The sequence below is a fragment of the Serratia sp. OS31 genome (assembly GCF_014164835.1).
GTDB classification, from domain to species: domain Bacteria; phylum Pseudomonadota; class Gammaproteobacteria; order Enterobacterales; family Enterobacteriaceae; genus Serratia; species Serratia liquefaciens_A.
Genome location: NZ_JACJFQ010000028.1, coordinates 45,743 through 59,073, shown reverse-complemented (window position 1 = coordinate 59,073; position 13,331 = coordinate 45,743). Strand labels below are relative to the sequence as shown.

The following is a 13,331-nucleotide window of genomic DNA, read 5'->3' as shown; positions in this document are numbered from 1 at the left end:
ACTACCAGCGATATTTGTTGTGGTCTTCCCAGGATTTCACTTCTTTCTCGGCCGCCTCTTTCTGGTAGCCGTAGCGTTCCTGAATTTTACCGACAAGCTGTTCGCGTTTCCCTTCAATGACCGTCAGATCGTCATCGGTCAGCTTGCCCCATTTTTCCTTCACTTTCCCTTTAAACTGCTTCCAGTTACCGTCGGCTTGATCTTTGTTCATAACCTCTCCGTTACCTGTGATTAGTCAGTTTTAAAAACTTGTCGCTGGGCTTAACTGAGTAATAATCATGGTCAATCGACCTAAAATGAAAGGAATTTCATTCCAATTCATTCCGCCAGCCACATGATTAACTATAGCAACAGATATCGACAAAGAACAAAAAACCAGAATAAAAATTCAACAAACCAACAAAATTCAGTAAAAAACCAAGAAAAACAGTCAGTAAGCGGGACTAAATCGACGCGATAATATGTAACTCAATATGAACAAAAAACATTAATATATTTTATGATTAACTCTAATTGCGAGCCGTTGGATCCGCGGCAAACCAGGTACCGCGCAGCCTGTGGCGGTGCCAAATCCACCCGAGCGCAATGCCGCGCAGGGAAAGAAAGACCGCCAGCGCCAGCCATAAGCCATGATTGCCCAATACGGGTACGGCCAGCAGCGTCAAACCATAACCGGCCGCCGCCACTGCCATGCTGTTGCGCATTTCTGCCCCTCGGGTGGCGCCAATAAACATGCCGTCCAGCAAATAACACCATACCCCCACCAACGGCAGCACCACCTGCCACGGCAGATAGTGGCCGGCCAGCGCACGCAGTTCCGGTAACGAGGTCAAGACGGCGATAATATGCTGACCGGCAACGGCATAAACCAGGCCAAAGGCCAACGCGACCAGACAGGCTTGTCGGCAAGCCGCACGCCACACCTTGCGCAGTTGGCTATCGTCACGCGCGCCATAGGCATGGCCGGAGTGCGCTTCGACCGCGTAGGCAAAACCGTCAAGCGCGTAGGCGGTAAAGGTCAGTAAGTTCATCAGCACCGCATTCACCGCCACCACCTCGCCGCCAAGCCGGGCACCGAAGATGGTCAGAGAAGCGAAACACAGCTGCAGCAGCAGGGAACGCAGCATAATGTCGCGGTTCAGCGCCAGCAGACGCCGCAGGTTGCCGCGCCAGGCAGTGCGCAGCATCGGCAAGGAAATACCACGCAGGCGCATGACACGCCAGGACAGCCAGAAGCCCAGCAGCAGCGTGGCATACTCAGAAATGGCGGTCGCCATCGCCGCACCTTGCACATTCCAGCCCAGCCCCATCACCAGCCAGATATCCAGCACGATATTCAATAAATTGCCGACAATCAGCAGGATCACCGGCGCACGTACGTATTGCACGCCAAGCAGCCAGCCAAGGATAACCATGTTCGCCAATGCCGCCGGCGCGCTCAGCCAGCGGATCTCGAGGAACAATCGGGCCTGCTCCAGCACGGCTTCGTCGCCACCGACGACCTGCAGCGCCAAGTCGATCAGCGGATGGCGTAACGACACAATGGCCACGCCGGCCAATACCGACAGCAGCAGCGGCTGCATAAAGGCACGCGCCAGCCCCTGTGGATTTTGCGCGCCCAACGCCTGCGCCGTCAGACCGGTGGTGCTCATTCGCAGGAACAACAACAGCATAAACAAGAAGCTGGTCGCCATGGCGCCCACCGCCACACCGCCCAGATAAACAGGGCTGTCGAGGTGACCGATCACTGCGGTATCCACCAGCCCAAGCAACGGTACGGTGATATTGGAGAAGATCATGGGTAGCGCCAGGCGCCACAAGGCTTTATCGGTATCGCTGGTGAAGGCGGAAAGCAGGCGCATAGTGAAATGTTCCCGTGGCAATGCGGTTTTAATCGGTCAGAAATGACATCGCCCCAGAGCTGGGGCGATTTAAATCAGAGGGCAGCGTGCAGGCTTATGGGTTAAACCCAGTCGCCGTTGCGGATCACGCCGACCGCCAAGCCTTCAATGGTGAAGTTCTGCTGACGCAGATCAACCACAATCGGCTGGAATTCGCTGTTTTCCGGCAGCAGCTCAACCACGTTACCGTGCTTTTTCAGCCGCTTGACCGTCACTTCATCTTCGATGCGCGCCACAACCACCTGGCCATTACGCACGTCCTGAGTTTTATGCACCGCCAGCAGGTCACCGTCCAGAATACCGATATCACGCATCGACATGCCGTTAACCCGCAGCAGGAAATCCGCGCTCGGTTTGAACAGGGAAGGATCCACCTTGTAGTGGCCTTCGATATGCTGCTGCGCCAGCAGCGGCTCCCCGGCAGCCACGCGGCCAATCAGCGGTAAACCCTCTTCATCTTCCATCAGCAACCGAATGCCGCGCGAAGCGCCGGAGACGATTTCGATGACGCCTTTACGCGCCAGCGCTTTCAGGTGTTCTTCTGCGGCATTTGGCGAACGGAACCCCAGACGCATGGCGATCTCGGCACGCGTTGGCGGCATGCCAGTGGACGAAATATGATCGCGAATCAGATCATAGACCTCTTGCTGTCTGGTAGTTAGTGCTTTCATTCCGCCCCCTGTTTGTTTATACAGTCTTGCTGTGAGTATATACAGGTAAGTGCGGCTTGGGAACCGAAGAATGAATAAAAATCAGGGATTAGCGACCCGGATCGCAACGAGCTCGCTTTGCTCAGACAAAGTGCTGCCACAGCACCGTGCCCCAAACAAACAGCGCCAAAATCACCGCCAACAATACCGCCGCCGACCCCATATCCTTGGCCCGGCCGGACAGCTCGTGGTACTCGGTCCCCACCCGGTCGACAATCGCCTCAATCGCGCTGTTGAGCATCTCGACAATCATCACCAGCACCACCGACCCAATCAGTAAAATGCGCGCTATCGCACCCACGTCCAGCCAAATCGCCAGTATGATAGCCAGCACGGTCACCACCAACTCCTGGCGGAACGCCGCTTCGTGCTGCCAGGCAGCGGAAAAACCTTTATAAGAGTAGCCGGCGGCTTTAATAATACGGGTCAGGCCGGTTGCTTGGTTCGTCATGTTTTTAGTGCCTTTCGCAGAGGTAAGTCATAATTAAACAGTCTAGGCCAGGAAGCGCTCACGGCTCCCGGTTTTCCAACACCACAGATCTGCTACCCGGTTTCTGGTATGCTTGCGGCGCATTGCTAACAAGAGGCTTCACGTTGTTATGTCAGGTTGGCGTAAAATTTATTATAAACTATTGAATTTACCACTCAAATTGTTGGTAAGAAGTAAGGTTATCCCTTCAGATCCGGTCACGGAGTTAGGGTTGGATCCCTCACGGCCGATTTTGTATGTTTTACCTTATAATTCCAAGGCGGATTTACTGACGCTGCGCACCCAGTGCCTGGCGCAGGATTTGCCCGATCCTCTCAATCCGCTGGAAATAGACGGCACCGTGCTGCCCAGCCACGTGTTTATTCACGACGGCCCGCGCGTATTCCGCTACTACACGCCGAAAGAAGAGTCGGTAAAACTGTTCCACGACTATCTGGATCTGCACCGCAGCAACCCGGATCTCGATATTCAGATGCTGCCGGTTTCGGTGATGTTTGGCCGCTCTCCGGGGCGCGAAGGCCACGGCACGCCGCATCTGCGCTTGCTAAATGGCGTCCAGAAATTCTTCGCTGTGCTGTGGCTCGGCCGCGATAGCTTTGTGCGTTTCTCCAATACCGTTTCGCTGCGTCGTATGGCGACCGAGCATGGTACCGACAAGATCATCGCGCAAAAGCTGGCCCGCGTAGCCCGAATGCACTTCTCGCGCCAGCGTCTGGCTGCCGTAGGCCCAAGCCTGCCGGCCCGTCAGGACCTGTTCAACAAGCTGTTGGCGTCCAAAGCGATCGAAAAAGCGGTTGAAGACGAAGCGCGCAGTAAAAAAATCTCCCACGAAAAAGCCCAGCAGAATGCGATTGCACTGATGGAAGAGATTGCCGCCGACTTCTCTTACGAGACGGTGCGCCTTTCCGACCGCGTGCTGAGCTGGACCTGGAACCGGCTGTATCAGGGCATCAACGTCACCAACGCCGAGCGGGTACGTCAGCTGGCCCAGGATGGCCACGAGATCGTTTATGTGCCCTGCCATCGCAGCCACATGGACTATCTGCTGTTGTCCTACGTGCTGTACCATCAGGGCCTGGTGCCACCGCACATTGCGGCCGGCATCAACCTCAACTTCTGGCCGGCCGGGCCGATCTTCCGTCGCCTGGGCGCGTTCTTCATCCGCCGGACTTTCAAAGGCAACAAGCTGTATTCGACGGTGTTCCGTGAATATCTCGGCGAGCTGTTTACCCGAGGTTATTCGGTGGAGTACTTTGTCGAAGGTGGACGGTCCCGCACCGGGCGTCTGCTGGAGCCGAAGACCGGCACCTTGTCGATGACCATTCAGGCGATGCTGCGCGGCGGGACTCGCCCTATCACGCTGGTGCCGATTTACATCGGTTACGAGCACGTGATGGAAGTGGGAACCTACGCCAAAGAGCTGCGCGGGGCGACCAAAGAAAAAGAGAGCCTGCTGCAGATGCTGCGCGGCTTGCGCAAGCTGCGTAATCTCGGCCAGGGCTACGTCAACTTCGGCGATCCCCTGCCGCTGACCACCTACCTGAACCAGAATGTACCGCAGTGGCGCGAATCGATTGACCCGATCGAATCCCAGCGCCCAAGCTGGCTGACGCCGACGGTCAACGATCTGGCGGCCAAGATTATGGTGCGCATCAACAATGCCGCAGCGGCCAACGCCATGAACCTGTGTTCCACGGCGCTGCTGGCCTCACGTCAGCGTTCACTGACCCGCGAACAGTTGCTTGAGCAGTTGGAATGCTATCTGCAACTGATGCGCAACGTGCCTTATGCCGACGACGTGACCGTGCCGACCCAAACGCCGGATGAGCTGCTGGATCACGCGCTGAACATGAACAAATTCGAGGTGGAGAAGGATAACATCGGCGATATCATCATCCTGCCGCGCGAGCAGGCGGTGCTGATGACCTATTACCGCAACAATATCCACCACCTGCTGGTTCTGCCGTCACTTATTGCCACCATCGTGATGCACCATCGCCGGGTATCTCGCGCTGAACTGCTGCGCCAGATTGGTTTGATTTACCCGATGCTGAAAGCCGAGCTGTTCCTGCACAACGACAAGGAACAACTGCCGGAGGTGCTGCAGCCGCTGATCGAGGAAATGATCCGTCAGCAACTGATCTGCGATAAGGGTGACGATCTGGTATTGAATCCGGCCCGCATCCGCCCATTGCAGTTGTTGGCCGCCGGCATTCGTGAAACCCTGCAACGCTATGCCATCACCATGTCTATCCTCAGCGCCAACCCAAGCATTAACCGCGGTGCGCTGGAGAAAGAGAGCCGTATCATGGCGCAGCGTTTATCGGTGCTGCACGGCATCAACGCGCCGGAGTTCTTCGACAAGGCGGTGTTCTCCACCCTGGTGGCTACGTTGCGTGAAGAGGGCTACATCAACGATATCGGCGACGCGGTGCGTGAGCACACCATGGAGGTGTACAGCATGCTGAGCGACCTGATTACCCCGGAAATCAAACTGACCATTGAAAGCGTCAGCATGCCGGCGGAAACCAACGCTCTGCCAGAGGCGGACGCAGCGGAAGAGAAAGACCAGTAATTCGTTGATACAGAAAACAAAAAGGCACCCAAGGGTGCCTTTTTTACTGTCCGAATGCGGTCAACTTTGCCAGTAACTCAGCACAATACCGATAAACAGCACCAGCCCAACATAGTTGTTATCCAGGAATGCTTTGAAACAGGCATCCCGTTCACGGCCGGCAATTTGTTTTTGCTGATGGATAAACAGGGCGCCCGCCAGCAACAGCGACCAATAAAACGCGCCGCTCAACTGCGCCAGATAGCCCACCCACAGCATCAGCAGCAAGGTGGCGAACTGCAGCAGGCCAACGATCAGCTTGTCGTAGCGACCAAACAATATGGCGGTGGATTTTACACCAATCTTCAGATCATCGTCGCGATCGACCATGGCATACAGCGTATCGTAAGCCACCGTCCAGCAGATGTTGGCCAGCAGCAGCAGCCAGCAGCTCAGCGGCAGTGATTCGCTGACGGCGGCGTAGGCCATCGGAATGCCCCAACCAAACGCGGCGCCCAACACGAACTGCGGCAAATGAGTGACCCGCTTCATAAACGGATAGGCCCATGCCAGCGCCAGCGCAGCCAAAGACAGCCAGATAGTCATCGCATTCAGCGTCAGCACCAGCGCGAACGAAATCAGCACCAGCACCACGAACAGGATTTTGGCCTCTTTTTCGCTCACCCGGCCGCTGGGCATCGGGCGTCCGGCGGTACGCTTCACATGGCCATCAACGGCGCGATCGGCATAATCATTCACCACACAACCGGCGGCGCGCATCAGGAAAACCCCCACCACGAACACCAGCAGGATAGACAGCGACGGCACGCCCTTCCCCGCCAGCCACAGCGCCCACAGCGTCGGCCACAGCAACAGCAAGGTACCAATAGGTTTATCGATGCGCATCAGATGGCTATAAGCCTGCCATTTACTTTGAATCACGCTTCCCTCCAAGATATTTCCTCTCCTCATCATTCGGGGTCAGTACAGCCCGCGGCGTACAGCGGCGAAGCCGGTAGAAACAGTTCGGTCAGCAACAGCGGTTTACCCGCCAGTCGCAGGCGGGAACGGCGTGCCCACAGCGCATCTTGCCGACCGATATGGATGTAATCGCGAGTTAACTCGTCGCTGCTGAAAAGATAGCGCCCTAGCGGCAGCGTGCCCAGATCCACCAGCGCCAGATCCGGGCCGGTCAGGGTTTCCTGCGGGATCACCGTACGCCCCAGCAGCCAGGGCTGGTTGTCACCCAACAGCACGATTTCACGCAGCCAGTATCGTGGGCTGTCCGGCAGGTGCTCAGCTTCCTCACCCAGTTGATCACGAGTGACAAAACATTCACGCTGCGGCTCAACGTGCACACGGCCACAGTGGCGTTCAAAGCGACGAGTCATGGATCCTAACTCCATCAGCCAATCACTGACGGCGGCGGGTGCCGGAGGGTGTTGCGCGGATAACCACTCCAGCGGCGGCAGGATGGAATCCTTATTGCCAGACATTGTTCTACTCCATGCCGGACGCCGCGCTCTGCAGCCGCGCCAGACCAGACAAACCGTTAACAGATGCCCATTGTAACGCAGAAATTCAAAAGCGGCAGGCTGATTCGTGGCGTTGCGCACAGCAAAATAACGCCCATAAAAGCAGCGCAATGTCATCTTTCTGCCATCTGTTTTCTTTACCTTCGTTCACTGGAGCGATGGGGATTCTGTGATCCTCTGCAAACTTTCGCCTCAGCCACATTGCTTTATCTACGCGCGTAGATACTCTTGTGCCGCAGCGTTGAATCGCCATCAGTCCAACACTTTGTCAGCAAACCTTCTTGCCGACACCAGGGAAACCATCTTTAACGGCGCCATTTATGGCGCATGACGAAAAGAGGATATCAATGCCATGAGCGAAACAACGCTTGCACACCAACAGGCCGCCGGCGATACGCTGGCGGCCGACGAACGCCTGGCCACCAAAGAAGGGCGCGGCCAATTCTGGCGTGCCACTTTTTCCTGCTGGCTCGGCACCGCCATGGAATATGTCGATTTCGCGCTGTATGGTCTGGCGGCCGGTATGGTGTTCGGCGACGTGTTCTTTCCCGAAGCCACACCGATAGTGGCGCTGTTGGCCAGCTTTGCCACTTACTCCGTCGGCTTTGTCGCTCGTCCTATCGGTGCATTGGTGTTCGGCTGGATTGGCGATCGCAAAGGCCGCCGCGTGGTACTGCTCACCACGGTCGCGTTGATGGGCGTTTCTACCACGCTGATCGGGCTGATCCCCTCCTACGCGCAAATAGGCGTTTGGGCGCCTGTCTGCCTGGTGATCCTGCGTTTTGCGCAAGGCTTCGGTGCCGGAGCGGAGCTCTCCGGCGGCGCGGTGATGCTGGCAGAATACGCACCAGCAAAACGACGCGGTCTGGTCGCTTCGATCATCGCCATCGGTTCCAACAGCGGCACCCTGCTGGCGTCGCTGGTGTGGTTGTTAGTGTTGCAGTTGGACAAAGCGGATCTGATCGCCTGGGGGTGGCGTATTCCGTTCCTTGCCAGCATCCTGATCGCCGCAGGAGCACTCTACCTGCGCCGCCACGTACGCGAAACGCCGGTGTTTGAACGTGAACTGCAGCAAAACCACCAGCGGATGCTGGAAAATACCCCCACCGAGCCGGATAACCGCAGTTATTTGCAACGCACCAAAGCTTTTTGGATCATGCTTGGCCTGCGCATTGGCGAGAATGGCCCCTCCTATCTGTGTCAGGGCTTTATCGTCGGTTACGTCGCCAAGGTGCTGATGGTGGACAAGTCGGTGCCCGCGCTGGCGGTGATGATCGCCTCACTGTGCGGTTTCCTGGTGATCCCCCTGGCCGGTTGGCTTTCCGATCGCTTCGGCCGTCGCATCACTTACCGCTGGTTCTGTCTGTTGCTGGTGTTGTATGCCTTCCCGGCGTTCTGGCTGCTCGACAGCCGCGAACCGGCAACCGTCATTTCAGTGATTGTGGTCGGCATGTGCATCGCCTCGCTGGGTATTTTCGGCGTGCAGGCGGCCTACGGCGTGGAGCTGTTCGGCGTCAAGAATCGCTATTCGAAAATGGCGTTCGCCAAGGAGCTGGGGTCGATCCTTTCCGGCGGTACCGCTCCGCTGATCGCCACCGCGTTGCTGTCCGGCTTCGGTCACTGGTGGCCTGTCGCCTGCTATTTTGTTGTAATGGCGGCCATTGGCTTAATCACCACTTTCTTTGCACCGGAAACCCGCGGCCGCGATCTTAACCTGCCGCAGGATGCGGCGTAATCGGGGCGTACAGGAACCCAACTTGGATAATCAATCCGCGCGACGCATCACCCGTGCCGACGTCGCCCGCGTAGCGGGCACCTCGGTAGCGGTAGTCAGCTACGTGATCAACAACGGACCACGCCCGGTAGCGGAAGCCACCCGCTTGCGGGTACTGGCGGCAGTCGAGCAAACCGGTTACCGACCAAACGACATCGCCCGGGCGCTGGCTTCAGGCAACACCCTGACCTACGGGTTGGTAGTACCCGATATCTCCAACCCGTTTTTTGCCACCCTGGCCCAGGCGTTGCAGCGAGAGGCTTTCAGCCACGGTCGGGTACTGCTGTTGGGTGACGCCGGTGACGACCGCCAGCGCGAGCACGACCTGATTAATCATCTGCTGCGCCGTCAGGTTGATGGGCTGCTGTACACCAGTGTCGACCGCCATCCCTGGTTCGATCTGATCCGCGCATCCGGCACGCCATGCGTAATGATTGATACCATAGACAGCCATGCCGGCATCTGCGCCATTCGCGTCGACGAACGTGATGCAGCCTGTCAGGCGACCCGCCATCTGTTGCAGCACGGCTATCAGGACATCGGCATTTTTGTGGGCCCCTTGACCATGCTCAACGCGCAGGACCGCCTTAACGGCTGGCGAGATGCACTGAAGGAAGCGGGCATTGCGCCACGCGAAGAGTGGATATTCGAAGCGCCCTATACCCGTCAGGGGGGCTATCAGGCCAGCCAGAAAATGCTGCAAGCTCCCCGGCCACGGGCCATATTCACCTCTAACGAACAGCAGGCGCTCGGTTGCCTGTCGGCACTGGCAGAACACCGGCTTCGCGTGCCGGACGATCTGGCTATCATTTGTTTTAACGGCACCCAGCAGTCCGAGTTCAGCGTGCCACCGCTCAGTGCGGTCGAACAACCGATTGACGCCATGGCCAAGCGAGCCATCGCCATGCTGGCCGCCGGTGCTGCGCAGCCAGAGCTGCACGAATTCGCTTTCCAACTGCATATCCGCCGATCGTGCGGCTGTTAGTTTATTGATTCAGGTAACCGCTATGCGTTTGATTATTGATTGCGATCCCGGCAACGGCATTCCCGGTGCTAACGTCGATGACGGGCTGGCTCTGGCAGTGGCGCTGGCGGCCAAACCGCAGCTTTCATTGGAACTGATCAGCATCGTGGCCGGCAATACGCCGCGCGATCTCGGCTTTTCCGTAGCCCGTCATCTGCTGCAAGAAACCGGCTATCAGGTACCGATTGCCGTCGGCGCGGCGCGCGCGCTGAGCGAACCACCAGAACCCTGGCGCGCGCACCTCGATCGCGCGATTGCCGATCCGGATCTGGCAGTACTGTGGCGCGATACGCCTTACCCACAGGCCGCAATCACGCCAACGCCAAACGCCGCCGTGGCGATCGGCGAGCTGATCTGCAATAACCCCGGCGAAATCACCCTGGCGGCAATCGGCCCCCTGACCAACGTCGCCCATGCTATGCAGCTGTACCCGCAGATGGCACAGGCGGTGAAGGAAATCGTGATCATGGGGGGAGTCTTCAACCTGGAAGGCTACATCAAGGACACCAATTTTGGTCTGGATCCGGAAGCCGCGCGCCAGGTGCTGACCAGCGGCGCCAATATTACGCTCGCCCCACTGGACGTTACCACGCAAACCATGTTGACTCAGGAAAGCCTGGCGCAGATGACCCAACCGGACACGCCGCTGTGCCGCTACCTGCGGAGCACCACTCAACCCTGGATTGACTATTCCCGCCATACCCGCCATCTGCCGGGTTGCTGGATCCACGATGCGCTGGTGATTGCCTGGTTGCTTGAGCCACAGTTGGTGACCACGGAGGAATATTACGTGGATGTCGCGCTGGAAGGTGCCATGACGCGCGGCAGTTCTCGCCGCTGGCGTCCCGGAGGCCTGCGCCTGACGGTCGGCATGCCGGAGCCCGAAGGCAAGCCGTTGCGGGTGATGCAGCAGGTGGATAACGCCCGCCTGCTGGCGTTGATCGGCAGCACTCTGGCACGCGGATGAAAAAAGGTGCGCCGGGGCGCACCAATCATCGAGCCAGCATCGGCAGCGTCGGGTACTACCCCTTGCCTTTCACGCTACCAATAAAGGTTTCACGTGCTGTGGTGGAACCCAGTTTTTCAGCCTCATTCATCAGTTTCAGCGCTTTATCGATATCGCCCGCCTTCACCGCCTGTTTGATGCCGTTGTTAAAGTAAGCTTCGGTGTCATTCAACATCGGCTCCGCCGTTTGGGTCGGCGCTGGAGTCGGTGCTGCCGCCACCGCGGCCGTTGAGCCCACCACCACTGGCGTCGCCGCCGGTGCCGGCTGCAGCATGCCGATCATGATATTGCCGCTGCCCTGCTCTGCCGTGACCTTCAGCTTGATGGTGCCGCTGGTGCTATGCCTGGCGATCGGATCCGGAATATCCGGCACCGCATTGCCCACGCCCTGCGCATAGGCCTTGGCCGGGTTGGTCAGTTGCGTGGTTTTCGCCAGATCCTGACGGGTGGTGTACACCAGCAGATAAATTTGTTTCTGACCCAGCGCCGGGGTCAGTTTCAGCGTGCCCTCCAGCCGATCGGATGACATCGCACCCGGTGGCTGATACGGGAAATAGCTGCTCGGGTAATAGGCCGCAGGGCGCAGGTGCTCATCCAGCACCAGCACGCTCGGCGCGTAAAGTGAGTTGTTCTTGCTGATGCTGCTCAGCGTAACTTCCAGCGAACCGCGATCGGCCGGCAGCGTATAAGCGGCAATAGCGCCCTGAATGTCACCCTGATTGATTTGCGGGCTGACATTATCCAGTTTGATGTCCTGGCTGACCGGCGGCATCAGCGGTTGCCACGGCAGGCTTTGCAGCGTGCTGGCGCTAATGGCCGGCGCGATGGAAACATTGGCTGGCGTATCGGCATTGGCCACCAGCGGTGCGCCAAGGGTCAGAGCCAGTGACAGACAAAGTGACAGCAGATTCTTTTTCATTGTTATACCCCATGATATCCGGCGCGGCTCAGGCAAGAGAGACGACGCCGGCGAATACAGGCTGGGGAGAACACCTGGCCCTCCCCGTTATCTCATTACCACCAGATTTCCATCTGGGCGCCGAAGGTGACTTCGTCGTCATTACCGCGGCTAAAGGTGTGCAGGCTAGTGTCGTTGTACGCGGTGCCCGAGGTGTAACCGGCACCGGAATCGTTGTTGGCGTAGCCCCACTTCTCATCCCACTTGGCGTAGGTCGCGAATACGCGGATGGCCGGGCGTGACCAGATGCTGTTGCCCGCTTGCCACTGTTGCGCCAAGGTCACTTTGTACTGACCGTTGCGATCGCCGGTGCGCTGGGATTTCACGTTGTCGTAACCGGCTTCCAGCAGGGTGCTCATGATTGGCGTCCATTTGTACATTGGACGCACGCCCACGGTGTACCAGGTGGTGCCGTTATTGTTGTCACGATCGACATCCTGGAACATGCCGACGTACATCAGCGCCCATTGATCGTTGAAGTCGATGGCGCCGTGATCCAGCACGCGGATCATCTTGCCGTTGTTGTCGATGGTCGAGCCCTGGTTGCGGCCGTTGTTCTGCGAAGTCATGGAGTCGGTGGCGTACTGCACCACAAACTTGTTGTAGCCGGTCAGGATGCTCTGGGTATGTTCCGCGGTGAACATCCAGCCGTCTTTGCTGGCGCCGTCAGCCAAATGGTAACCGTCCTGAGTATTGGCGCGCCCGTAGTCCACGCCTAACTCCAGGGTACCGCCCGGGTTCAACTCCAGGCCGGCCAAACGCACGTCGAAGGTGTCGTTGACGGTCGGACGTTGATCCCACTCGTTATCCAGATAACCGTAAGAGCCGCCGGATTCTGAGTTGCGGGTCACGGCAGCAGACAGCTTGCCGAAGCCCAGATCGATATTTTCCAGACCGGCACCCGGACCGGAGATATCCCAGTAGTAGAAGTCAATCATGTGAACATCATGACGCTGATAGAAACGCTTACCGGCCCACATGTTGGCCCCCGGCAACCATTCAATCAGGTTTTTACCCTGCACATTCACTTCACGGAAGCCTGGCGTCACGTCTTCCCAGTCGGAACGTTGTGAAACGGAGTAAGCCAGGTTGGTATCGAAGTAGAAGCTTTTATCGCCTTCTTTCCACACTTCCTGTCCCAGTTTCAGCTCGGCGTAGGTCTCGCATTCGTTGCCGAGACGGTACTTGCTGCCGGCACCGGTAGCCTGGAAACACTGTTGCTCGCCGCCACTGCCGGTCCAGCCGATGCCGGAACGGGCGTAGCCTTTAAAATCAACGGCCATCGCCTGAGTGGTCAGAACACCAGCGGCGATTGCCAGTGCCAGAGGAAGTTTGCGCAGAGTAGTCATCATTATTCTCCTGTTATACAGACTGTGATG

12 protein-coding genes are annotated in these 13,331 nt (G+C 57.8%); 4 read left to right on the top strand and 8 right to left on the bottom strand.

Translation table 11 applies throughout. From position 1 onward, the window contains the following. Window position 1: 1 nt before the first annotated feature. The 4 genes from H5P17_RS20165 to H5P17_RS20150 form a co-directional block, all read right to left on the bottom strand. A complete protein-coding gene (locus H5P17_RS20165) occupies window positions 2–211 on the bottom strand; it encodes a CsbD family protein (RefSeq protein WP_017894203.1) in 210 nt (69 codons plus the stop codon). Between the two features lie 298 nt (window positions 212–509). After that, complete coding sequence (gene dinF / locus H5P17_RS20160; protein ID WP_182824863.1) at window positions 510–1,862, bottom strand: MATE family efflux transporter DinF; 1,353 nt, start codon at window positions 1,860–1,862, stop codon at window positions 510–512. A gap of 101 nt (window positions 1,863–1,963) precedes the next feature. After that, window positions 1,964–2,572, bottom strand: a complete 609-nt coding sequence (gene lexA, locus H5P17_RS20155) for a transcriptional repressor LexA (protein WP_037416119.1) — start codon at window positions 2,570–2,572, stop codon at window positions 1,964–1,966. A 121-nt stretch (window positions 2,573–2,693) separates the two neighbouring features. Further along, the gene (locus H5P17_RS20150) at window positions 2,694–3,062 is read right to left on the bottom strand and encodes a diacylglycerol kinase (RefSeq protein WP_020837169.1); all 369 of its coding nucleotides are present in this window, start codon (window positions 3,060–3,062) and stop codon (window positions 2,694–2,696) included. A 148-nt stretch (window positions 3,063–3,210) separates the two neighbouring features. Here H5P17_RS20150 and plsB point away from each other — a divergent pair, with 148 nt between their 5' ends. Next, window positions 3,211–5,676 (top strand): glycerol-3-phosphate 1-O-acyltransferase PlsB, encoded by a 2,466-nt coding sequence (plsB, locus tag H5P17_RS20145; RefSeq protein WP_182824861.1) that lies wholly within the window; start codon window positions 3,211–3,213, stop codon window positions 5,674–5,676. Between the two features lie 60 nt (window positions 5,677–5,736). Here plsB and ubiA read toward each other — a convergent pair whose 3' ends face one another. After that, window positions 5,737–6,630, bottom strand: coding sequence for a 4-hydroxybenzoate octaprenyltransferase (gene ubiA, locus H5P17_RS20140; RefSeq protein WP_182824859.1), 894 nt, complete (start codon window positions 6,628–6,630; stop codon window positions 5,737–5,739). Next, window positions 6,627–7,151 carry a chorismate lyase gene (gene ubiC / locus H5P17_RS20135; protein WP_044553804.1) on the bottom strand — a complete coding sequence of 175 codons (525 nt, stop codon included), beginning with the start codon at window positions 7,149–7,151 and terminating at the stop codon, window positions 6,627–6,629. Before ubiC ends, ubiA begins: the two co-directional genes overlap by 4 nt. 391 nt (window positions 7,152–7,542) lie before the next feature. On the opposite strand from ubiC, the gene H5P17_RS20130 reads away from it, so the two are divergent. Genes H5P17_RS20130 through H5P17_RS20120 form a run of 3 tightly spaced genes read left to right on the top strand, consistent with a single transcriptional unit; the run spans window position 7,543 to window position 10,955 of the window. Next, window positions 7,543–8,925, top strand: coding sequence for an MFS transporter (locus H5P17_RS20130; protein WP_044553806.1), 1,383 nt, complete (start codon window positions 7,543–7,545; stop codon window positions 8,923–8,925). Window positions 8,926–8,947: 22 nt separating this feature from the next. Then, complete coding sequence (locus H5P17_RS20125; protein ID WP_182824857.1) at window positions 8,948–9,949, top strand: LacI family DNA-binding transcriptional regulator; 1,002 nt, start codon at window positions 8,948–8,950, stop codon at window positions 9,947–9,949. Window positions 9,950–9,971: 22 nt separating this feature from the next. Continuing rightward, window positions 9,972–10,955 (top strand): nucleoside hydrolase, encoded by a 984-nt coding sequence (locus tag H5P17_RS20120; RefSeq protein WP_182824855.1) that lies wholly within the window; start codon window positions 9,972–9,974, stop codon window positions 10,953–10,955. Window positions 10,956–11,010: 55 nt separating this feature from the next. Here H5P17_RS20120 and malM read toward each other — a convergent pair whose 3' ends face one another. Both malM and H5P17_RS20110 read right to left on the bottom strand, forming a co-directional pair. Next, a complete protein-coding gene (malM, locus tag H5P17_RS20115) occupies window positions 11,011–11,913 on the bottom strand; it encodes a maltose operon protein MalM (RefSeq protein ID WP_182824853.1) in 903 nt (300 codons plus the stop codon). 95 nt (window positions 11,914–12,008) lie between these two features. Continuing rightward, window positions 12,009–13,301 carry a maltoporin gene (locus tag H5P17_RS20110; RefSeq protein ID WP_046372520.1) on the bottom strand — a complete coding sequence of 431 codons (1,293 nt, stop codon included), beginning with the start codon at window positions 13,299–13,301 and terminating at the stop codon, window positions 12,009–12,011. Between the last annotated feature and the right edge of the window lie 30 nt (window positions 13,302–13,331).

Excerpts from the sequence above, each read along its gene's own strand:
- H5P17_RS20110 (WP_046372520.1), bottom strand. The coding sequence starts at position 13,301 with ATGACTACTCTGCGCAAACTTCCTCTGGCACTGGCAATCGCCGCTGGT.
- lexA (WP_037416119.1), bottom strand. The coding sequence starts at position 2,572 with ATGAAAGCACTAACTACCAGACAGCAAGAGGTCTATGATCTGATTCGC.
- H5P17_RS20130 (WP_044553806.1), top strand. The coding sequence starts at position 7,543 with ATGAGCGAAACAACGCTTGCACACCAACAGGCCGCCGGCGATACGCTG.
- ubiA (WP_182824859.1), bottom strand. The coding sequence starts at position 6,630 with ATGATGAGGAGAGGAAATATCTTGGAGGGAAGCGTGATTCAAAGTAAA.
- dinF (WP_182824863.1), bottom strand. The coding sequence starts at position 1,862 with ATGCGCCTGCTTTCCGCCTTCACCAGCGATACCGATAAAGCCTTGTGG.
- ubiC (WP_044553804.1), bottom strand. The coding sequence starts at position 7,151 with ATGTCTGGCAATAAGGATTCCATCCTGCCGCCGCTGGAGTGGTTATCC.
- plsB (WP_182824861.1), top strand. The coding sequence starts at position 3,211 with ATGTCAGGTTGGCGTAAAATTTATTATAAACTATTGAATTTACCACTC.
- malM (WP_182824853.1), bottom strand. The coding sequence starts at position 11,913 with ATGAAAAAGAATCTGCTGTCACTTTGTCTGTCACTGGCTCTGACCCTT.
- H5P17_RS20150 (WP_020837169.1), bottom strand. The coding sequence starts at position 3,062 with ATGACGAACCAAGCAACCGGCCTGACCCGTATTATTAAAGCCGCCGGC.
- H5P17_RS20120 (WP_182824855.1), top strand. The coding sequence starts at position 9,972 with ATGCGTTTGATTATTGATTGCGATCCCGGCAACGGCATTCCCGGTGCT.
- H5P17_RS20165 (WP_017894203.1), bottom strand. The coding sequence starts at position 211 with ATGAACAAAGATCAAGCCGACGGTAACTGGAAGCAGTTTAAAGGGAAA.